The following is a 19,703-nucleotide window of genomic DNA, read 5'->3' as shown; positions in this document are numbered from 1 at the left end:
GGCGAGCGGGTCCGCCGACGGCTCCGTCCGCCTGTGGGACCTCGCCACCGGCCACACCGCGCACACCTTCGCCGTCCGGCAGAGCCGCCTCGTCGGCGAGCTGACCAGGACGTCCGGCGGCTGGAAGCTCAGCGGGCTGGGCCAGGCTCCGGCGGAGGGATCCTGACATGGCGGAGCTCGGCCGTACTTCTCTGCGGACCGCCCGGCTCTTGCGGAACACCGCGTGGTGGCGGGCCCGCGCGTCCTCGCCCATCGCTCTCGGCCTCGCCGCCGTCCTGCTCGCCGCCTTCGGCGTGTGGGCGCTCCGGCAGGCCGGCGGCCTGCGGGACGACCCGTCCGCCCGCAACGCCGCGCTCACCGACGGCGCCGCGACCAGCGAGGTGAAGGGCGCCGTCGCCGACATGATCGGCAAGGTGTTCTCCTACGACTACGCCGCCCCCGGCCGGACGTCGCGGGCGGCACGCGCGTCCCTCGCCGGCGACGCCGTCCGCCAGTACGAGGCGATCTTCGGGAAGGTCCGCGAGGACGCCCCGAAGGCGAGGACCGTGCTCAGCACCCGCGTCACCGACAGCGCCGTCACCACCCTGACCGGCGACCGCGCCGCCGTCCTCGTCTTCGCCGACCAGCGGACCACCCGCACCGCCGACGGCGAGAGCACCCACGCGCCCGCCATGCTCACCGTCACCGCCGCCCGCCGCGACGGCCACTGGAAGATCACCGCACTCGACGCCTTCACCGCCGGCTGAGCGGGCTTTGTCGCTCCACTGACAAAAGCCGCCGTGAATCGTTGCGATGCGTGCATGGTGCGCGCCCGCTCCGGAGGAGCACACTCGGCCCCTTCGTTCCCCCGACGAAGGCGGTATGTGATGCCCGACGGCTTCGATTTCGACGTGATCGTGGTGGGCTCCGGGTTCGGCGGCAGCGTGTCGGCCCTGCGGCTGGCGGAGAAGGGCTACCGGGTCGCGGTGGTCGAGGCGGGGCGCCGCTTCGACGAGGGCACGCTGCCCAAGACGTCGTGGCGGCTGCGCAGGTACGTGTGGGCGCCGCGCCTCGGGATGCGGGGGATCCAGCGCGTCCACCTGGTGGGCGGAAAGGCCGGTGTCCTCGTGCTGGCCGGGGCGGGCGTCGGCGGCGGCTCCCTCGTCTACGCGAACACCCTCTACGTCCCGCCGGAACCGTTCTTCAAGGACCGCCAGTGGGGCCACATCACCGACTGGCAGGACGAGCTCGCGCCGTTCTACGACCTGGCCCGCCGCATGCTCGGCGTCACCGTGAACCCGCTCGTCACGCCCGCCGACGAGGCGATGAAGCGCGTCGCCGAGCGGATGGGCGTCGGCGACACTCACCACCCGACGCCGGTCGGCGTGTTCTTCGGCGAGAGGCCCGGCGAGGACGCCGCCGACCCCTACTTCGGCGGCGCGGGCCCCCGCCGCACCACCTGCACCGGCTGCGGCTCCTGCATGATCGGCTGCAAGGTCGGCGCGAAGAACACGCTGACCAAGAACTACCTGTACCTGGCGGAGAAAGCGGGCGTGCGAGTCGTCCCCGACACCACCGTCACCGCCCTGGCGCCCCGGGAGTCCGGCGGGTACGAGGTGACCGCCGAGCGCACCGGCCCGTTCCGCGGGCGCCGCCGGACGCTGACCGCCGAGCACGTCGTCCTCGCCGCCGGGACGTACGGGACGCAGCGCCTCCTGCACCGCATGCGCGCCGCCGGCCGTCTCCCGCACCTGTCGCCGCGCCTCGGCGAGCTCACCCGCACCAACTCCGAGGCGCTCCTCGGCGTCGAGCGCATGACCGTCTGGCACCGCGCGAAGGACGTGGACCACAGCACGGGCCTCGCCATCACCTCGTCGTTCCACCCGGACGACAAGACCCACATCGAACCCACCCGGTACGGCGCGGGCAACAACGCCATGGGCGTCATCCGGACCCTGCTGGTGGACGGGGGCGGCGCGCCCCGCTGGCTGAAGTTCCTCGGCCAGGCCGCCCGGCACCCGACCGTCATCCTGCGCGGCCTGTCCCTCAGGGACTGGGCCAAGCGGACCGTCATCGCGCTGGTCATGCAGACCGCCGACAACTCCATCACCATCGGCGAGGAGCGCGGCCTCCTCGGCCGCCGCAGGCTCGTCGCGCGCCAGGGCGACGGGGAGCCCAACCCCACCTGGATCCCCGTCGCGCACAGGGCCGTCCGGATGCTCGCCGAGGAACTCGACGCCACCCCCGGCGGGACGTGGTTCGACCTGTTCAACATCCCGACGACCGCGCACTTCATCGGCGGCTGCGTCATCGGCGAGACGCCCGAGACCGGCGTCGTCGACCCGTACCACCGCGTCCACGGGCATCCGGGCCTGCACATCGTGGACGGCTCGGCGGTCACCGCGAACCTCGGCGTCAACCCGTCCCTCACCATCACGGCCCAGGCCGAGCGCGCCATGGCGTTCTGGCCGAACCGGGGCCAGAAGGATCCCCGTCCGGAGCCCGGCCGCCCCTACGAGCGCGTCGACCGCGTCCTGCCCGGGAGGCCCGCCGTCCCGCCCACGGCCCCCGCCGCGCTCCGATGACGCCTTGCCATAGTCAGATGATCGATATATAACGATCATATGCCCAAATCCATGCAGGAGCCGACGTTCCTGATCCTCACCGCGCTCGCGGACGGCCCGCAGCACGGCTACGGGATCATGTCCGACGTCGAGCAGATCTCCGCCGGGCGCGCCCGGCTGCGCGCCGGCACGCTCTACGCCGCGCTGGACCGGCTGCAGGCGGAGGGGCTCATCGCCCCCGACCGCGAGGAGGTCGTGGACGGCCGGCTGCGCCGCTACTACCGGCTCACCGAGGACGGCGCCGCCGCGCTGAGCGCCGAGGTCGAGGCGCTCCAGCACCGGACGCGGGTCGCCGCCCGCCGCCTGGCCGCCTTCCCGGACCTGCGCGGCGGCACCACCCCGGCCTTCGGGGGGCTCCGGTGAGCGCGCTCGAACTCCGCTACCGCCGCCTCCTCGCCTGCTACCCGGCCGGACACCGCGCCGAGCACGGGGAGGAGATGCTGGACGTGCTGATGTCCGCCGCCCGCCCCGAGCAGACGCGGCCGTCCCTCGCCGACACCGCCGACCTGCTCCTCGGCGCCGTCCGCATCCGGCTGCGCCGCGCCACGGGCGACGCCACCGGATCGCCGTGGCCGGGAGCGCTCGCCGTCGCCGGCCTCGTCGCGATGATCATGCTGGTGGCCGACGGGGTGCGCTTCGCCGTCAACGTCCCGCAAAGGGGGATACTGCTCGACATGCGGCTGGACGACGGCACCACCCTCTGGGGCCTGCTCCCCGTCTACTACGGCACCGCGCCGTTCTGGCTGGCGTGGGCCGCCATCGCGGTCCTGGCCTGGCGCGGAGCCCGCCGGCACGCCGCCACCGCCGCCTGCGCGGTGACCGCCGCGCAGATCGTCCTCGCGCTCTGGGCCGTGAACTTCCCGGAAGCCCCGTACGCCTTCGTGGCGTCCTCCTTGGCGGGCGTCCCGCTGCCGCTCGCGCTGCTGGCCACCGCGTCGCTGGTCGCGTCCCCCGGCCCCCGGCACGGCGCCCGCCTGCTCGGACGCGCCCGCGTCACCGGGGTCGCGGTCATGGCGGGAACCCTGGTCGCGCTCTCGTCGCAGCCGCTGTTCACCCTTCTCCTCCAGGGTGACCTCGGCCTGCCGAAACTGATGAAGGACCCCGAACACGCCTACGCCTTCGTGCAGATGTGGAGCCGCCTCCAGTTCGTGGCCGCTCTGGCGGTCGCCGTACTCGCCTGCACCGCCCTGGCGAAGTCCGCTCAGGGCCGCCGGTCCTGCGCGCTCCTGGCCATGGCGGGTCTGCCGCTCCTCGTCCGCGTGGGCCTGTCGTACCTGGAGGAGGGCAGCGACTTTCCGGTACTCACCCACCTTCTGGTGGAGTGCCTGGCGGGTTTCGCCGTGACGATGCTCGTCGTCCGCCTTGTGGAGCTCCCGCTCAGAAACAGGGCCCCCGGCCGTCCTGGCGAGGCCTGACGGCCCGGGGTCGGGGCTACTCCTCGGCTTCGGCCTCCTCGGGTTCGGCCGGCGGCTCCTCCACGGCGCGGCGGGTCGCCTGGTGGACGCGGACGGCCAGGATCGCGCGGGCGAACCGTCCGGCCAGCTCGCCGTCCATCAGCTCGGGGACCTGGTCGACGCCGACCAGGCCTCCGGGCTGGACGGTGACCGCGCCCGTGTCGCCGACCCGCACGCCGCGGCCGTCGTCGAGGTCCTCCATGGACGGGAGGTCGAGCGCGGCGCGCAGGGTGTCCTGCAGCGCCCGCACGGTCGCGGCGTCGCGGTCGATGCGGATCTCGGCGGCGTCCGCGCGCTCCTCGGCCCGGTCGGCCCGCGCCCGCTCGCCGTCGATCCGGGCGTCGGCCGCGTCGGCGAGCTGCTCGGCGCGCTCGGCCCGCGCGGCCAGGTCCGCGGCCCGCTCCGTCGCGGCGTCGCGTTCCACGCTCAGCCCCGCGACCTCGCCCTGCACGACGCTCAGCTCCGCGCGCAGCCGCCGCTCGGTGTCGGCCGCGGCCTCCAGCTTGGCGCGCGCCTCCGCCAGTTCGGCCCGCACGTCCGACAACTCGGCCCGTACGTCGGCGAGGTCGCTCTTGGCCGCGGCCAGCGCGAGCTGGTCGTTGCTCAGCCGCGCGGCCAGGTCGTCGCGCTCGCGCTCGGCCTCGGTGCGCGCCTGGTGCTCGGTGCTCCACGCCGCCTCGGCGCGCTTGCGGATCCCCTCGGCGTGCGCGGCCTCGTTGGCGGACGTGGCGCGGGCCTGCTGGTGGGCGCCGGCCTCCCTCCACGCGTTGGCCTCGCTCTCCTGCGCGGCCGTGACGCTGGCCTTGGCGGCGGCGAGCCCGGCGGCCAGCTCCTCCTGGGCCGCCACGGCGTCCAGGCGGGCCGCCTCCGCGCGGGCCTCGGCCTCGGCCGCGCGGGCGTCCGCCTCGGCGGCCTCGCGCCGCGCGTCCCGCGCCTCGGCGAACGCCTTCTCCGCGGTGCCCAGCACGTCGCGGACCTCGCCGTCCAGCCGCACGCCCAGCACGCCCGCGCTCTCGACGAGCTGCGCGACCAGCCCGGCCAGCCGCTCGACGTCCCGCCCGAACGCGCCCGCCGGGGCGGGAACGGGGCTCGGGGCGCGCTCGGCCGGCTCGTCCGCGGCCACCGGCGCGCCGCCCGGCAACCGGATCGGCGCGGTCAGCACGCCGTCGTCCGGGACCTCTTGATCTTCGCGCACGCGAGCATCCTAGTGAACCACTCCGTTTCGTACCTCCCCCGCGAAAAGGTTCATATCGGTCAGCCAGGGAGGCCCCGCTCGTAGGCGGCCGCGACCGCCGGCGCGGTCCCGGCCAGGGGTGGGGGCACAAAGATCTTCAAGCCCGGGAGCCGCCGGTATCGGCAGGCTGGCCGCACGCGGGTGCCGAGAGGCCCCGCGCTTCATACCCGTCAAGTACGTCAGCAGGGGGTCCCCCATGTCCGTTCTCAACGCTCTCGGCGCGGTCATCATCGACTGCTCCGACCACACCGCGCTGGCCGAGTTCTACCGGAAGGCCACCGGCTGGGAGGTCGGCTACGGCGACGACGACGTCGTCTACCTCGACAGCGGGTCCGCGCCGCAGCTGGCGCTCCAGCGGATCGAGGGGTACCGGCCCCCGGTCTGGCCCGGCGCCGCCAAGCACGCGCACCTGGACTTCGCCGTCGCGGACGTCGAGGTCGCGGTGAAGGAACTGCTCGCCCTCGGCGCGACCCGCCCCGACACCCAGCCGGGCGGCGACGAGTGGACCGTGCTCCTGGACCCGGAGGGCCACCCCTTCTGCATCGCCGCCGGCGACTGACCGGCGGGGTCGCTAGGCAGGCCGGGGGGACGTGCGGTCGGCGGCGACGATGGCGTCGACCAGGCCCGGGAAGACCTCGTCGATCTCGTCGCTCCGGAGGGCGTTCATCCGGGAGGTGCCGACGTAGTACTGCCGGATGAGCCCCGCCTCGCGCAGGATCCGGAAGTGGTGCGTGGCCGTGGAGTTGCTCACGGGCAGGTCGAAGGCGCCGCAGCGGATGTCCTCGGCGGCCTCGCGGAGCTTCGTGACGATGCTCCGCCGCACGGGGTCGACCAGGGCTTCGAGGATCTGCTGAAGCGGGATCGTCCGGACGTCGGGGTGCGCCGGGATGCGGTCGTCCTCCATGGCGCCCATAGTACGACACCCATCAAAGTTTGACAGCCATCGTACTAAGGGGTTCAGTGGACCGACCTGCTACGAGGAAGGGCCCCGCGATGGCCAAGACGGTGATGTTCCACGAGCTCGGCGGTCCCGAGGTGATGCGGATCGAGGACGTGGAGGTCCGCGAGCCCGGCCCGGGCGAGCTGCGGATCCGGGTGGAGGCGATCGGCCTCAACCGGGCCGAGGTGCTGTTCCGGACCGGCCGCTACATCGAACCGGTGACGGCGTTTCCGGCCAGGCTGGGCACCGAGGCCGCGGGCGTCGTGGAGGCGGTCGGCGAAGGCGTCACCGGGTTCCGGCCAGGGCAGCCCGTCAGCACGGTCCCCGGGTTCTCGCAGAACGAGTACGGCGTCTACGCCGAGCAGGCGATCGTGCCCGCCTCGGCCGTGCTGCACCGTCCCGAAGGGCTCGGCGCGGTCGAGGGCGCGGCGGTGTGGATGCCGTACCTGACGGCCTACGGCGCGCTGGTCGAGGTCGGCGGCATGCGGCCCGGCGACACGGTCGTGCTGAACGCCGCGTCCAGCAGCGTGGGCCTGGCCGCGATCCATGTCGCCGACCGCGTCGGCGCGACCCCGATCGCCCTGACACGCACCGCCGCCAAGAAGGACGCGCTGCTCAAGGAGGGCGCGGCCGAGGTGATCGTCACCGGGGAGGACGACGTGGCCGGACGGGTGCTCGCGGCGACCGGCGGCCGGGGCGCCGAGTTCGTCTTCGACGCCGTCGCGGGCCCCGGAGTGACGGACCTGGCCCGGCTCGTCGCCCCCGGCGGGTCTCTCCTGGTGTACGGGGCGCTGAGCGGCGAGCCGACGCCCTACCCCGGCATCGAGCTCGGCCTGCCGGCGCTGAACATGCGCACCTACACGATGCTGGAGACGGCCAGGGACCCCGAACGCCTCCGCCGCGCCGCCGCCTTCGTGACCTCCGGCCTGCGCTCGGGCGCGTTCCGCCCCGTCGTCGACCGCGCCTTCCCCCTGGCGGAGATCGCCGACGCCCACCGCCACCTGGAGTCGAACACCCAGATCGGCAAGATCGTCGTCACCGTCCCCCGCTGACGCCCCGAGGAGCCCGGAGCGTCGTCCGAGCCGGCGCGGCCCTGACGCCCGCGCCAGGCCACGGGTGTCCGGATGTGACAGGACCTCGTCATGGCGGCCATCGCGACCCGCTGCGAGGATAGGGACATGTCCGCTTCGCACCGTGTCGTCATCGCCGTGTTCCCGTGCGTCGATCTTCTCGACGTCACCGGGCCCGCCGAGGTGTTCGCGATCGCGAACCGGGAGCTGTCCGGCGGGACCCCGTACGAGGTGCTGCTCGCCGGGCCGGACGGAGGCCAGGTGCGCACCAGCGCGGGTGTGCGGCTCGCCACCGACCTGACGTTCGAGGAGGTCGGCGACCGGGTCGGCACCCTCGTGGTGCCCGGCGCGCTCGACTCCGCCGGCGTGCCGGTGGTCGATCCGGATCTCGTCGGATGGATCGCGGAGACCGCCCGGCACGCCCGGCGGGTCGCGTCGGTCTGCGTCGGCGCGCACCTGCTGGCCGCGGCGGGGCTGCTGGCGGGCCGGACGGCGACCACGCACTGGGCCACCGCCGACCGGCTGGCGGCCGACCACCCGGATGTCGTCGTGGACCCCGATCCGATCTATGTCCGGTCGGGGAGGGTGTGGACGGGCGCGGGAATCAGCGCCTGCATGGACCTGGCGCTCGCCCTCGTCGCCGAGGACCACGGCGAACGGGTCGCGCTGGCGGTCGCCCGGCAGCTGGTGATGTATCTCAAGCGCCCAGGCGGGCAGAGCCAGTTCAGCGTGCCGCTCTGGCACGCGCCCGCGCAGCGCCGTGACATCGACGAGCTGCGAGCGTGGATCTGCGCGAACCCGGCCGAGGATCTGTCGGCGGCCGCGCTCGCCGAGCGGATGTGCCTGAGCGAACGGCACTTCAGCCGGGTCTTCCGCAAGGAGACCGGCGCCACCCCCGCCGCGTTCGTCGAGGCGGCGCGCGTGGAGGCGGCGCGGCGGTTGCTGGAGGGCACCGACGAGCCGCTCGACCGGGTCGCCACCGCCGCCGGGCTGGGGTCGGCGGAAACACTGCACCGGGCGTTCCGGCGGCGCCTTGGCACGACTCCGGCGTCCTACCGGCGGCGGTTCCGCACCGCCGCCTGACCTTTCCCCTGTTTCCCGGCCCCGCGCGGCCGGTGCCCAACCCTGCCTTTCCCTTTCTCGAGGAGGATGCGATGAGTGCTGTTTCGGCGACCCTGCGTGAGCTGATGGGCCTGGACGGCGGACTGCCGTCCCTGGCCGCGAGCACGCTGATCATGATCGACTTCCAGAACACCTACCGCACGGGCGTGATGGCGCTGCCCGGCGCCGACCGGGCGCTGGACGCGGCGGCGCGGCTGCTGGACCGTGCCCGCGCCGCCGGGACGCCGGTGGTGCATGTCGTCAACGACGGCGGTGAGGGTGGCCCCTACGACATCCGCGCCGAGATCGGCCAGGTCGTGGAGCGGGTCGCGCCCCGTGACGGTGAGCCGGTCGTGGTGAAGGGCTTCCCTGACTCCTTCCACGAGACGGACCTGCTGGACGTGCTGCGCGGGGCCGATGCGGGGCCGGACCTGGTGCTGGCGGGCTTCATGACGCACATGTGCGTGCAGTCCACCGCGCAGGGCGCGTTCAACCGCGGTTACCGGCCGACCGTCGTCGCGGAGGCGAGCGCCACCCGGCCCTTGCCCGGCCCGGACGGAGCGCCGGTCCCGGCGGAGGTGCTGCACGCGGCGGCCCTGACCACGATCGGCGACCTGTTCGGCCGGGTCGCGGCGCGCGTGGACGACCTGCCCGCCTGAGGTCAGGCGTCCGCGCCCGCGCCGTCCTGGCCGCCCCGGCGCTGCCGCCGCGCGGACCAGGCGCCGGCGTCCTCGCTGTAGCGGACCAGGAACCGCGCGAACTGGACGCGTTCGGCCAGCTCCCAGTCCGCCGTGATGTCCTCGAAGGTCGCGCGCTGCTCGGAGGCGAAGCGGCGGCGCTCGGCCTCTCCGGCGTCCGTGAGTTCCAGGACGGTGCGGCGGCTGTCCGCCTGGGACGCGGCCCGCCGCAGCAGCCCGTCGGCGATGCAGGCGGCGACGGTGCGGCTGGCGACGGGCTGGGTGACCCCCATCTCGGCGGCGAGCCCGCCGACCGTCATCTCCCCGGGCGCGTTCGCGACCACGTTGAGGACGAGGTTGCGCGTGAGGTCCGCGCGCCCGCCGGAGGTGCGCCGCCGCAGGTGCGACAGCGCGGGCCCGATCTGGTCGAGGAGGGCGCTGCCGTCGGTTCCCGGGTCCCGGGGGGCGTTGTCCATGCGGCCATCCTACGGAGTGGCGCCCGGCATGCATATACATGACGTCATGCATTTGCATAGCAAGTGCTATATATTGGCGGCACACCCTACGGATCGAGGTAAGCCGTGCCCGTGACCGCTGTCACCGGCGCCCAGGTCTTCGACGGCGAGAAGAACCTGGGCGTGACCACCGTGCTCATCGAGGACGGGCGGATCGCCCGCGTCGGCGGCGACGTCCCGGAGGGCGCCGAGATCGTCGACGGCGCCGGGGCGACGCTCCTGCCGGGCCTGATCGACGCCCACGTCCACACGTCCCGGGAGTCGCTCGCCCTGGCGCTGCGCTTCGGCGTGACGACCGAGCTGGAGATGCAGGGCCTCCACACGCGCGACAACCGCGGGGACATCGGCGAGAACGACGCCCTCGCCGATGTGCGGTCCTCCGGGTTCGGCATCACGCCGCCGGGCGGCCACCCGAGCGAGCTGTTCCCGGAGGGCTTCCGCCCCGGGCCGCCCCCGGGCGTGAAGCCGCCCGGGCAGCCGCCGCTCATCCCGTTCTCCACCACGCCGGAGGAGGCCGTCGCGTTCATCCCGCAGCTGATCGAACGCGGCTCCGACTACATCAAGTTCATGGTCGACGACGGCAGCGTCGAGGGGCACCCCGGCCTTCCGATGCTCGACCAGGCCACCCTGAACGCCGGCGTGGCCGAGGCCAAGAGGCGCGGCATGCTCACCGTCGCCCACACCCTGACCCTGGACGCCACCCGCATGGCCGTCGAGGCGGGCATCGACGGCCTGGCCCACCTGTTCATGGACCGGCCCCCCACCGGCGAGATCATCGACCTGATCAAGGACGCGGGGGTGTTCGTCGTCCCCTGCGTCGTCCTGAACGCCTCCATGATGGGGATCACCGGCGGCGACCTCGCCGACGACCCCCGCGTCGCGTCCCGGCTGAGCGCCGACTGGGACACGACGCTGCGCTCCAGCTATGGCCACTACCCGCAGGGCGAGATCGACGACGTCCTGGCCACCGTCAAGGCCCTCGGCGACGCGGGCGTGGACCTGCTGGCGGGCACCGATGCCGCCATGCCCCTGCCGTTCCTGGGCGGGATCGCCCACGGCGCGAGCCTCCACCACGAACTGCAGTACCTGGTCCGCGCCGGACTCGACCCGGCGCACGCCCTGCGCGCGGCCACCTCCGTCCCCGCCCGCCGTTTCGGCCTCGACGACCGCGGACGCATCGCCGAGGGCCTGCGCGCCGACCTCCTCCTCGTCGACGGCGATCCCACCACCGCCGTCTCCGACACCCTCAACACCCGCGCCGTCTGGCGCCGCGGCACCCGGAGACACTCCGGCATGTGAAGCGGCGGCCTCACGGGCATCCTATAAATACACGGACGTCTATATGATTTCCCGGGCGGCCTTGCCGAGCTGAGGAGAGCCGATGCGCGAGGGTCTGGAGCTGGCCGGGCGGTACCGGCTGGAGGCGCCTCTCGGCAAGGGCGGCATGGGTGAGGTGTGGCAGGGCGTCGACCTGCGGCTCCGCCGCCCCGTGGCGGTGAAGATCCTGACGTTGAGCGGGGACGTCGACGGGGCCGGGGTCGCGCGGTTCCGGCGGGAGGCGGAGATCGCCGCGACCCTGAACCATCCCGGCATCACCACGGTGTTCGACGTCGACGAGCACACCGACGGGGGCCTGCGGCTGCTGTTCCTGGTGATGGAGCTGATGCGGGGGCGCGACCTGGCCTCGGTCCTGCGCGACAGGCCGGCCGGGCTGCCCGCCGCGCAGGTGACGGACTGGGCGGTGCAGATCCTCGACGCCCTGGCCGCCGCCCACCGGCGCGGGGTCGTGCACCGGGACATCAAGCCGGCCAACCTCTTCCTGACCGACACCGGGCAGGTGAAGGTCTGCGACTTCGGGATCGCCCGCCTCGCCGACGCCACCAAGATCACCGCTACGGGGTCGTCGGCGGGGACGCCGGTCTACATGGCGCCCGAGCAGATCGAGGGCCACGCCGTCGACGAGCGCACCGACCTGTACGCCTTCGGCTGCGTGCTCTACCAGCTGCTCACCGGGACGACCTGGGTGGACACCGAATCCAGCGCCGGCGCCATCCTCTACCAGCACCTCAACAAGGCCCCGGCGCCCCCGCGATCCGTCCGGCCCGACATCGACGACCGCCTGAGCGCCCTGGTCCTGGACCTGCTGGCCAAGCAGCCCGACGCGCGTCCGAGGGACGCGGCCACCGTCGCCGAACGCCTGCGCGGCCTCGCCGCCCGCCCGCCGTTTCGCGGCGAGCCGATGGGGCCGCTGCATGTCCCTCCCGAACAGCGCGGCGGATACCCCTGGACTCCACAGCCCCAGATGGCGAGCCACCCCACGGTGGCGGTCCAGCGTGGCGGCGCCGGCACCGCGATCGCCGCGATGGCGCTGGCCCTGCTGTGCGTTCCGGGGCTCCTGATCATGCTCTTCCACTCCGCGTTCGACCTGCGCCCGCCCGATTCGCCGGACAGGGTGCTGGCCTATGTGAACCAGGCGGCGGGCTTCGCGGAGCCGGTCGCTCTCGTCGTCGGCGTGGTACTCCTGTCCCGGCGCAAAGCGGCAGGACGCTGGACGATCGTGATGACCGCCGGGTTGGTGGCGCAGCGCATGTGCGCCAGGGAAAGCGGATACGGGTGGGGTCCCCTGGTGATCGTCTTCATCCTGGCGACCGCTGCCCTGATCATGGCCGCGCTCCCGTCCACCGGCCGCTGGTGCCTGGGCCCAACGCCGCACCGGACGAGGGAGGCTCATGCTCAACCTGACGCGAATCGCTGAGGACCCGGACTCCCTGCGGAGCCGTCTGGAGTCGCCCGACGGCGTGCCCCTCGTCTTTCGTCCCTTGGCCCGAACCGACGCCGAGAGTCTGGCAGGCTTTCTCGCCGCGCTTTCTGCCGAGTCCCGCAGGTTCAGCGGGTTCGACGGCGACGACCTGGCGGCCGCGCAGGAGTTGTGTGCGGCGATCGCGCGCTACGACAAGCTCCGCCTGGTGCTGGAGGAAGAAGCGTCAGCCAGGACCGTGGGGCTGCTGGAGTTCAGCCTCTCGCTGCCGGAAGGCGACCTCGTGCGCTACCGCAGAGCCGGAATCCACCTTGATGAGGCGACCGACTGCCGGTTCGGCCTGACGCTGGCCGACGACCACCAGGGCAAGGGGCTGGCGACGCTGGTCTTGCCGCTCGTCTGCGAGGTCGCCCGGCGGCTCGGCAAACGCAGAATCATCCTGTGGGGCGGCGTTCTGGCCGACAACCCCCGCGCCATCCGCTTCTACGAGAAGAACGGCTTCCGTCGGGTCGGCTCCTTCACCGGGCCGGACGGCCAGACGTCCCTGGACATGATCCTGGACATCGATCCCCGATGAACGGGCTGGGCACGGAACGCATCGTGCCTGGGTGGGACGTCCATATCCTCTGATCTCGTCGCCGTCCGTGGGTATCCGACCGCTCTCGCGATCGCGATGGGAACCGGATGGGGGCGGCTCGGCAACAACGGGTGTTCCGACCCGAAGCCGAGAGGCCGTGTATGAGCACTGCGAGTGAAGAGGACGCCGATGACGCCTCCGTCATCAGGCGGTCCCGGCAGGAGCCCGAGGCGTTCGCCGAGGTGTTCCACCGGTACGCCCCGGACATCAAGCGGTACGTGATCCGCCGGCTGGGCGCCGACGCCGCCGAGGACGTGGTGGCCGAGACGTTCCTGGCGGCGTTCCGGCAGCGCGACCGGTACGACCTGTCCCGTCCGAACGCGCGGCCCTGGCTGTACGGGATCGCCACCAATCTGATGGGCCGCCATGTGCGGGCGGAGGTGCGGCAGCTGCGCGTCCTGGAGCGGATGGGCACCGACCCCGTGATGGAGCCGTTCACCGAGCGCAGCGACGAGCGGCTCAGCGCGGGGGCGTCCGGCAGGGCGCTGGCGAGCGCGCTGGCCGCGCTGCCGAGGGGGCACCGCGACGCGCTGCTGCTGGTCGCCTGGGGTGATCTCAGCTACGCGGAGGCCGCGCAGGCCCTGGGCGTGCGCGTCGGGACGGTGCGGTCCCGCATCAACCGGGCCCGGCACAAGCTCCGCAGGCACCTCGGTGCGACCGAACCCGTGATCTACGTCAGTGAGGAGCCCGTCCATGAATGAGATGACCGAGCTTGAGCGGTTCCGCTCGGACGTTCCCGAGCTCGACCTGACCGACGTGCGGGCCGAGGAGCGCCGGCTGCTGAGCGTCATGCGGGACACGGCGCCGGACCCCGGGCGTTCCAGGCCCGTCCTCGGCCGGACCCGGCGCGGGTGGATCGGTCTGGCGGCGGGACTGGCCGCTGCCGCCGCCACGGCCGGGGTCATCGCGGTCGGCACGGGCGAGGAGCCGGGTACCCCGCCGGTCGTGCACACGATGCCGGTGGCGTCGGTGCAGCTGCTCAAGCATGCCGCCGACCACGCGGCCAAGTCTCCGGAGCTGCACCCGCGTCCCGGCCAGTTCCTGGTCTTCGAGTCGCGGACCATGGACACCGTCGAGAGCAACTCCGGCGGGCGCCACGAACGCTACCTGGACCGGCAGGAACGGAAGATCTGGCTGCCCGTGGACGGCGACGCCACACGCGGAGTCCTGTGGGCCAGGACGCTGGAGCCGAAGCCGTATCCAGGATGGCCCGTCCCGGCCGTGGCCCGCCAGGGCGTGGGACGCAGCTCGATGTCCAAGGCCGCCGACTTCGACAACCGCGCCGAGCACCTGCGCAACGACTACGCCTACCTGAGCCGCCTGCCGGCCGATCCGGCCAAGATGTACCAGCACCTGTACATCGGCCTGGGCACCGGCCCCCAAGCCGACGCCACGGCGTGGCAGAACGTCGGCGGCATGCTCACCGAGGCCTACATGCCCCGCGCGCAGCGGGCCGCGCTGTTCCGGGCGGCGGCCGCGATCCACGGCGTCACCACCGTCGGCCGCGCGGTGGACGCGGCGGGCAGGACCGGCGTCGCCGTCACGCTGGACCCGCACGACGGCGGTATCCGCGAGGAGTACATCTTCGACGACAAGACCTACGAGTTCCTCGGCCGGCGCAGCGTCGTCACCAAGGCCGAGAAGGCGGAAGCCCCGGTCGGGAGCGTCCTGACCAACTCGGCACAGCTGAAGGTCTCCATCGCGGACCGCCCCCCGGCGGTGACCTGACCCCGCGGCGCAGGCGGGGCCGGTCATCCCGACCGGCCCCGCCTCGCACTGTGCGGCCGACTCCGGGCCGGTCAGGACGCCGTCGCGAGCGAAACGAACGCCACTGCCATGCCTGTAACGCACACGACCCCGGCGACTGCGAATGCGAGCCGGTAGGGATGCTGCTCGACCCACGACACAAGGCCCGGGTACGTCTCGGCGAACTCCTTGGCGCTCACGGGACGGCCGGGCCCGCTGCACGGCACGCCGAGCGCGTCCGCCAACCGGGTGAGGTCCTCGCGCGAGTAGAGGCTGCCCTGCACTCTGAAGAGCAGGGCGCGCTGCGCGTCGAGCACGAACAGGCTCTCACCGGCCCCTCCGCGGGGCGCGATGATGCTCGCGCGCACCACCTCCGCGACGCGCGAGCGTGGCTCACGTTTCCGGCCGAACAGCCCTTGGACGACGAGCTCGTGAGCCGTCAGGGTGATCCGGGCGCTGAGAAGGGCCCCGATCGCCAAAGGGATCAGTATGGCGAACAGGCCGCCCACGATCAGGGCGAACACGGTCGGGGCGTCGCCGATCAGGATCGCGGCGACGATGCCCGCCCCGGCCACCGCGATGACGACCAGAACGACCAGCCCCGTCCGGAAGTCCGGCCGAACCACGAGTTCATCCTGCACACCGCTCACACCGACATCGCCCCCCTCCGGATGCTCAAGAGCCTGCCGCATCGTCGGCGATGCTCCGGCCGCCCAGAGTCGGGTTCATCTGGTCAGGGCGTCGACACGGTCTCTGACGTCGGCGTATTCGTTCTCCGCGTCCTCGACGATCGCTTTCGGGGTCCGGCCTTCGCGTCGTTGGAGATGGATTTCGGCGATGCGGGCGAGCTCGGGCTGTGGGCCGGTGTCCTCGTCGACGTCCTCGTCGGCTGTGTACGCCATGGAGGCATCGAAGGGGGCGACGCCGGCGGCGAGCAGGTAGAGCAGGTCGCACAGGTCCTTGGCGACCGGGCCGACGTGGCCTTCGCCCCCGAACAGCACCACGGGTTGCCGCTCGATCGGAAGGCCTTCGTGGACGAGCCAGAATGCGACCCGCCCGCCGCCGCCGTCCGCCGCGAACACGCGGAACTCCCGGTCGGCGTCGTCATTGCCGGTCCAGGACGCGACCGCCTTCGGCTCGAAGCGGTCGAACGCCTCGAAGTCGAGCCCGTCGAGTCCGGAGGCGTCCTGGTGGGCCTTCAGCGCCCGCAGGGCGGCGGGGAGGAACTCGTGGGGGTCGGGGGCCGGCCAGAGCGGGATCGCCCGGGCATTCGGTGTCGCCGTCCCCAGCAGTTCCGGGTCGTTCTCGGCGCGTTCGTTGAGGGTCAGCAGGTACCAGATGAACCGGCCGTCCTCGTGGTAACGCACCTCGAACGTGCTCTCCTCGTCGCGGTGCAGTACGTGGACGACGTTCCCGTACTCCGCGACCATGCTGTCCAGCGCCCGTGCGCGGGCCTCCGGCTCGGGCAGCGCGACCGTGAGACCGTCCCGCACCGGCGCGGGATAGGACTCGGTGATGTAGACCTTGGTGACATAGCCGATCACCGGACCGCGGCCGCGCACCCGGGGTGAGGGGTAGCGGCCGGGGACCCTCACGGTGGCCTTGTAGGCCATCTCCCAGCCTTGCTCCGGGACGCCCATACCGTCCCAGCCGTCCCTGGCGGGGAACATCGGCGGTGGACGCAGACCGTGGGCACGGTGCAACTCGGCCAGCCGAGGATCATCGGTGCGGCTGCCGAGCAGGCCTTCCAGCAAGGCGAAGGACGGCGAAATGATCACACCTGGACGGTAGCGGTACGCGCGTCCACACGCAGGGCCCGGATCCACTCCGGGCCGTCTGATCCCGCCCATTTCGGCGGTGACCATGAGACCCCGTTCCGGGAATGGCCGGCGATCAGACTTCGTGCCGCCGATTCCCGTCGATGCGGCCGTGTTCTGTACGGTCTCTTCCGAGCCCGTGCGTGTAAGCGGGAAAAATCCAAAGCAGGAGAGAATCATGAAGGGTCTCACGAACCTTCTGACCATCCTCGTCGCAGCGCTCCTAGGCGGGTCCGTCGGCAGCGTGGTCTTCGTAGTCTCCATGGGCGACGTCATCAGCGGGGAGGACGTCGTAGGGGCCGTCATGCTGGGCGGTGCCGTCGGCACCATGTTCGCCATCATCGCCAGCGCGGGCATCGTCCTTCTCGGCAAGGTCGCCTCGCACACCTTGCTGGGCTCCGGCCTCGCGACTCTTGGCCTGATCGTCTTCGGCGCCAAGGCGCCCCTCTTGTGCGTCATCGGCTTGGGCCTCCTCGCGGGCGTCCTCGCCAACTACATCGCCGGCCGCGCCGGTACCGTCAGCGCCGCTGGAACAGTGGCCCCGCAGGGGCAGCACCCCGAGTCCTCCGGTGACGCTTCGCGGAAGTAAGGCCGGAGAACCGACACCGACGGGCGGCCGGGACTCTGTTCCCGTCCGCCCGTCCGTTCGACGGCCACCTACCACCGCCGATTCGCCGAACGAGGTGGCGTCTCAGGCGACCTTGGTGATCTTGCATTCGATGCCCGAAGGGCCGATCGGCGCTTGCGCCGCGGTGGTCCCTTCGAAGGCGTTCGTGCCGCGGACCTCGAAGGTCTGGAGGCCGATCCGCTGGTGAGAGGCCGCGTCCAGAACCTCGACGGTGACCGAGTAGCGCGTCGCGTCGCCTGTGATCGTGCCGCTGACCGTCACCGTGCCCTGCGATCCGGCCGAGTTCACCTGGCATTCGACGTGGGCGCTGTAGTTCTTCGGGCCAAGGGACCGGGTGGTCCCGTCCAGCCCACCGACCAGGTACAGCACGACGAGTAGCCCCAAGAGCACTGGCAAAGCCACGGCGAGGACCGTGAAGGTCTTCCGCCGCGGGCGCGACCGCGAGCCGTAATCATCACCGGCCATGGTCCACTCGTGAGTCGGCATCGCGGCACCGTCACCCCGATCGATCCTGATAGGCGAAGTTTGCGCAGGTCAGCTTATAGCTCAGTACCTGCGGCTTGATCGCGGGCGTCTGGTGGGGGACCGACCGGCACGGATTCCGCTGTCAGGTCAGCGCGGCAGAGAGTCCTGCTTGGCGCGGGCGAGGAGGTCGGCGAAGGCGCGGCGGGTGAGGGCGAGGTGCCCTGCGTCAGGAGCCTTGCTGTCTCTGATACCGATGGCGTGGGGGAGCGCGGCCAGCTCGACGCAGTGGCCACCGGTTTCGTCACTGCGAGTAGACCTGCGCCATGAAGGCAGGGCGAGCTCGACGCAGTTGCCGTGATCTTCCGAACGAGTGGATCTGCGCCATGGAAGACGGGCGACTTCCACGCACTGCTCGGAAGTTCCCGGGTGCTTTGGCTGCTCTTGCGCCACACGGGGCGGTCTTCCGTCACTACGTCTCCTACCTCGTTCCGTGCCCGCATGCGGGCTGGGGGTCAGTGCGGGAGTCTGTCCTGCTTGGCGCGGGTGAGGAGGTTGGCGAAGGCGCGGGGGGTAAGGGTGAGATGACCTGCGTCGGGAGCCTTGCTGTCGCGAATGGCGACCGCGTGGGGGAGCGCGGCCAGCTCGACGCACTGGCCTCCGGTCTCGTCGCTGTGAGTGGACTTGAGCCAGGTGGTCATTTCATCAGTCCTAGCATGTGCTTGATCAGCATCCTTGACTGGTCCTCTCGAAGCGCAAGCGCCCCAATTCGGTCATAGCTTACGCCGAACTCCCGTATTTCCGGAGGGCGTTCGACCAGCCGCCCCATGCGTCCCGACTCCAGGTAGGCGACCTCTGAGTCTCGTGTGGTCATGAGGCTGAGCGAGCCGCTCACTCCCCGCCATCCTGCTGAAACGGGAAAGATGCGCAGGCTTACGTGGTCGAACTCCATCATGCGGAGCAGGTGGGAAAGTTGACCGGACATCACTTCTGGCCCACCCACCTGCCACCACAGGACCGTCTGCGCGAGTATCACCCAGAGGTGAGGTGGGTTCGGCCCATACAGGCGCTCCTGTCGCTCCATGCGATCTTTCACGGCGCTCTCGACGTCCTCGACCACGCCGCCTCTCTGGAACAGCGCGCGAGCGTAGTTCTCACTCTGGAGCAGGCCGAACACGATGTCGGATGTGTAGTTCCTGATGGACGTGGCGTCGCGCTCGTACTGCAGGAAGGCGCCTACACGTGGGCGGTCGTGCCCGTCCTTGGCGTGTTCCGCGAGGGCGGTCAGTAATCCCGCCGTGCCCCATGCCTCGTCCAGCGGCGCGAGGTTCGCCTGGTTGGGGCGGCGGCGGCCCGCCTCCCAGTTTGAAACATGCGACCGGGAGGCGTTTGCCACGTCCCCCACCTGCTGGCACGTCCACCCGTGGTTCAGGCGGAGAAGTCGCAGTTGAACGGCTACGAGGTCCCAGAGGGAAGATCGCGGATCGAGTGAGTCGTGGCTTTCCATTGCCGACCCTTCTGGAGATCGTTCGTTTTCAGTGCGGGTGAAAGTGTGGCCAAAGTAACTCGCTGATCGCACTGTTGTTCGTGAAACCCCGTGAAAGGAGGGTGGTGGAAATGGCTTTAGAAGCCGTGGATGCGGGCGAGGTGGACATTTCTTGCCTTGCCGATTCGACTGTGCCGGGGATGGTGCGGACGGTGGTCGGGTTGCGGCTTTCGGAATGGAGGCTCGGGGTGGTGGCGGACAGCGTTCTGCTGATCGTGGCGGAGCTCGTCACCAATGCCGTGCGGGTCGCCGGGGAGCGGGAGATCCGGATCAGGTGCGTGCGGGAGGTGCGCGGCGTTTTGGTGGCTGTGTGGGATCCGTCTGAGGAGAGGCCCGTGACTCGGCCGGTGTTGGGGCCGGGGGATATGGGGGCGGACGCCCGGGCGCTGGATGACGGGTACGACGACGGGACTGGCGGGTGGGGGTTGCCGCTTGTGCAGGCGCTGGCGTCCGAGTGCGGGGTGGCCGGGGCTGTTCCCGGCAAGTGGGTGTGGGCGAGGGTCTCGTGCTGAGGC

General features: G+C 71.9%; 24 protein-coding genes. 15 read left to right on the top strand and 9 right to left on the bottom strand.

Annotated features, from left to right (window positions below; genetic code table 11):
• The first annotated feature begins 167 nt into the window (after nucleotides 1–167).
• The 4 genes from AB0C69_RS01205 to AB0C69_RS01190 all read left to right on the top strand — a co-directional run bounded on the left by AB0C69_RS01205 (nucleotide 168) and on the right by AB0C69_RS01190 (nucleotide 4,018).
• Entirely contained in the window at nucleotides 168–746 is a 579-nt protein-coding gene (locus AB0C69_RS01205) for a hypothetical protein (RefSeq protein WP_360348183.1), read from the top strand.
• A 120-nt stretch (nucleotides 747–866) separates the two neighbouring features.
• Complete coding sequence (locus AB0C69_RS01200; protein WP_360348180.1) at nucleotides 867–2,564, top strand: GMC family oxidoreductase; 1,698 nt, start codon at nucleotides 867–869, stop codon at nucleotides 2,562–2,564.
• 39 nt (nucleotides 2,565–2,603) lie between these two features.
• Entirely contained in the window at nucleotides 2,604–2,966 is a 363-nt protein-coding gene (locus AB0C69_RS01195; RefSeq protein WP_353831981.1) for a helix-turn-helix transcriptional regulator, read from the top strand.
• Nucleotides 2,963–4,018, top strand: coding sequence for a hypothetical protein (locus tag AB0C69_RS01190; protein ID WP_360348177.1), 1,056 nt, complete (start codon nucleotides 2,963–2,965; stop codon nucleotides 4,016–4,018). The genes AB0C69_RS01195 and AB0C69_RS01190 overlap by 4 nt, the downstream gene beginning before the upstream one ends.
• A gap of 16 nt (nucleotides 4,019–4,034) precedes the next feature.
• On the opposite strand, the gene AB0C69_RS01185 is transcribed toward AB0C69_RS01190, so the two are convergent.
• A complete protein-coding gene (locus tag AB0C69_RS01185; RefSeq protein WP_360348174.1) occupies nucleotides 4,035–5,252 on the bottom strand; it encodes a hypothetical protein in 1,218 nt (405 codons plus the stop codon).
• A 235-nt stretch (nucleotides 5,253–5,487) separates the two neighbouring features.
• Here AB0C69_RS01185 and AB0C69_RS01180 point away from each other — a divergent pair, with 235 nt between their 5' ends.
• Nucleotides 5,488–5,850, top strand: a complete 363-nt coding sequence (locus AB0C69_RS01180) for a VOC family protein (protein ID WP_345177930.1) — start codon at nucleotides 5,488–5,490, stop codon at nucleotides 5,848–5,850.
• Between the two features lie 12 nt (nucleotides 5,851–5,862).
• Here AB0C69_RS01180 and AB0C69_RS01175 read toward each other — a convergent pair whose 3' ends face one another.
• Nucleotides 5,863–6,195 carry a helix-turn-helix domain-containing protein gene (locus AB0C69_RS01175; RefSeq protein ID WP_360348171.1) on the bottom strand — a complete coding sequence of 111 codons (333 nt, stop codon included), beginning with the start codon at nucleotides 6,193–6,195 and terminating at the stop codon, nucleotides 5,863–5,865.
• Nucleotides 6,196–6,284: 89 nt separating this feature from the next.
• On the opposite strand from AB0C69_RS01175, the gene AB0C69_RS01170 reads away from it, so the two are divergent.
• The 3 genes from AB0C69_RS01170 (at nucleotide 6,285) to AB0C69_RS01160 (ending at nucleotide 9,061) form a co-directional block, all read left to right on the top strand.
• Nucleotides 6,285–7,283 (top strand): zinc-dependent alcohol dehydrogenase family protein, encoded by a 999-nt coding sequence (locus AB0C69_RS01170; protein WP_360348168.1) that lies wholly within the window; start codon nucleotides 6,285–6,287, stop codon nucleotides 7,281–7,283.
• Between the two features lie 126 nt (nucleotides 7,284–7,409).
• Nucleotides 7,410–8,384 carry a helix-turn-helix domain-containing protein gene (locus tag AB0C69_RS01165; RefSeq protein ID WP_360348165.1) on the top strand — a complete coding sequence of 325 codons (975 nt, stop codon included), beginning with the start codon at nucleotides 7,410–7,412 and terminating at the stop codon, nucleotides 8,382–8,384.
• 71 nt (nucleotides 8,385–8,455) lie between these two features.
• On the top strand, nucleotides 8,456–9,061 hold the full coding sequence (locus tag AB0C69_RS01160; RefSeq protein ID WP_360348162.1) for an isochorismatase family protein: 606 nt from the start codon (nucleotides 8,456–8,458) through the stop codon (nucleotides 9,059–9,061).
• Between the two features lie 2 nt (nucleotides 9,062–9,063).
• Here the strand turns inward: AB0C69_RS01160 and AB0C69_RS01155 are convergent, their stop codons facing one another.
• Complete coding sequence (locus AB0C69_RS01155) at nucleotides 9,064–9,555, bottom strand: MarR family winged helix-turn-helix transcriptional regulator (RefSeq protein WP_360348159.1); 492 nt, start codon at nucleotides 9,553–9,555, stop codon at nucleotides 9,064–9,066.
• Between the two features lie 111 nt (nucleotides 9,556–9,666).
• On the opposite strand from AB0C69_RS01155, the gene AB0C69_RS01150 reads away from it, so the two are divergent.
• The 5 genes from AB0C69_RS01150 (at nucleotide 9,667) to AB0C69_RS01130 (ending at nucleotide 14,717) form a co-directional block, all read left to right on the top strand.
• Complete coding sequence (locus tag AB0C69_RS01150) at nucleotides 9,667–10,893, top strand: amidohydrolase family protein (RefSeq protein WP_360348156.1); 1,227 nt, start codon at nucleotides 9,667–9,669, stop codon at nucleotides 10,891–10,893.
• Nucleotides 10,894–10,975: 82 nt separating this feature from the next.
• Nucleotides 10,976–12,349 (top strand): serine/threonine-protein kinase, encoded by a 1,374-nt coding sequence (locus tag AB0C69_RS01145; protein ID WP_360348153.1) that lies wholly within the window; start codon nucleotides 10,976–10,978, stop codon nucleotides 12,347–12,349.
• Nucleotides 12,324–12,929 (top strand): GNAT family N-acetyltransferase, encoded by a 606-nt coding sequence (locus AB0C69_RS01140; protein WP_360348150.1) that lies wholly within the window; start codon nucleotides 12,324–12,326, stop codon nucleotides 12,927–12,929. Before AB0C69_RS01145 ends, AB0C69_RS01140 begins: the two co-directional genes overlap by 26 nt.
• Nucleotides 12,930–13,090: 161 nt before the next feature.
• The gene (locus tag AB0C69_RS01135) at nucleotides 13,091–13,690 is read left to right on the top strand and encodes an RNA polymerase sigma factor (protein ID WP_360348147.1); all 600 of its coding nucleotides are present in this window, start codon (nucleotides 13,091–13,093) and stop codon (nucleotides 13,688–13,690) included.
• Nucleotides 13,683–14,717 carry a CU044_5270 family protein gene (locus AB0C69_RS01130; RefSeq protein ID WP_360348144.1) on the top strand — a complete coding sequence of 345 codons (1,035 nt, stop codon included), beginning with the start codon at nucleotides 13,683–13,685 and terminating at the stop codon, nucleotides 14,715–14,717. The genes AB0C69_RS01135 and AB0C69_RS01130 overlap by 8 nt, the downstream gene beginning before the upstream one ends.
• Before the next feature lie 71 nt (nucleotides 14,718–14,788).
• Here the strand turns inward: AB0C69_RS01130 and AB0C69_RS01125 are convergent, their stop codons facing one another.
• Together AB0C69_RS01125 and AB0C69_RS01120 are read right to left on the bottom strand one after the other, a co-directional pair.
• A complete protein-coding gene (locus AB0C69_RS01125; protein WP_360348141.1) occupies nucleotides 14,789–15,427 on the bottom strand; it encodes a hypothetical protein in 639 nt (212 codons plus the stop codon).
• 33 nt (nucleotides 15,428–15,460) lie between these two features.
• The gene (locus AB0C69_RS01120; protein WP_360348138.1) at nucleotides 15,461–16,513 is read right to left on the bottom strand and encodes a hypothetical protein; all 1,053 of its coding nucleotides are present in this window, start codon (nucleotides 16,511–16,513) and stop codon (nucleotides 15,461–15,463) included.
• 217 nt (nucleotides 16,514–16,730) lie between these two features.
• Here AB0C69_RS01120 and AB0C69_RS01115 point away from each other — a divergent pair, with 217 nt between their 5' ends.
• Nucleotides 16,731–17,141: a hypothetical protein gene (locus tag AB0C69_RS01115; RefSeq protein WP_360348135.1), complete on the top strand. Its 411-nt coding sequence runs from the start codon at nucleotides 16,731–16,733 to the stop codon at nucleotides 17,139–17,141.
• A 102-nt stretch (nucleotides 17,142–17,243) separates the two neighbouring features.
• Here the strand turns inward: AB0C69_RS01115 and AB0C69_RS01110 are convergent, their stop codons facing one another.
• The 4 genes from AB0C69_RS01110 to AB0C69_RS01095 form a co-directional block, all read right to left on the bottom strand.
• Nucleotides 17,244–17,666, bottom strand: coding sequence for a hypothetical protein (locus AB0C69_RS01110; RefSeq protein WP_360348132.1), 423 nt, complete (start codon nucleotides 17,664–17,666; stop codon nucleotides 17,244–17,246).
• A gap of 126 nt (nucleotides 17,667–17,792) precedes the next feature.
• On the bottom strand, nucleotides 17,793–18,050 hold the full coding sequence (locus AB0C69_RS01105) for a DUF397 domain-containing protein (protein ID WP_360348129.1): 258 nt from the start codon (nucleotides 18,048–18,050) through the stop codon (nucleotides 17,793–17,795).
• Between the two features lie 107 nt (nucleotides 18,051–18,157).
• Nucleotides 18,158–18,343 (bottom strand): DUF397 domain-containing protein, encoded by a 186-nt coding sequence (locus AB0C69_RS01100; protein WP_360348126.1) that lies wholly within the window; start codon nucleotides 18,341–18,343, stop codon nucleotides 18,158–18,160.
• Entirely contained in the window at nucleotides 18,340–19,149 is an 810-nt protein-coding gene (locus AB0C69_RS01095; RefSeq protein ID WP_360348123.1) for a helix-turn-helix transcriptional regulator, read from the bottom strand. Before AB0C69_RS01095 ends, AB0C69_RS01100 begins: the two co-directional genes overlap by 4 nt.
• Before the next feature lie 80 nt (nucleotides 19,150–19,229).
• On the opposite strand from AB0C69_RS01095, the gene AB0C69_RS01090 reads away from it, so the two are divergent.
• A complete protein-coding gene (locus AB0C69_RS01090) occupies nucleotides 19,230–19,700 on the top strand; it encodes an ATP-binding protein (RefSeq protein ID WP_360348120.1) in 471 nt (156 codons plus the stop codon).
• The last annotated feature ends 3 nt before the right edge of the window (nucleotides 19,701–19,703 follow it).

Source organism: Actinomadura sp. NPDC048032 (assembly GCF_040653175.1).
GTDB classification, from domain to species: Bacteria; Actinomycetota; Actinomycetes; order Streptosporangiales; family Streptosporangiaceae; genus Spirillospora; species Spirillospora verrucosospora.
This window is presented reverse-complemented; position numbering and strand designations above follow the sequence as displayed.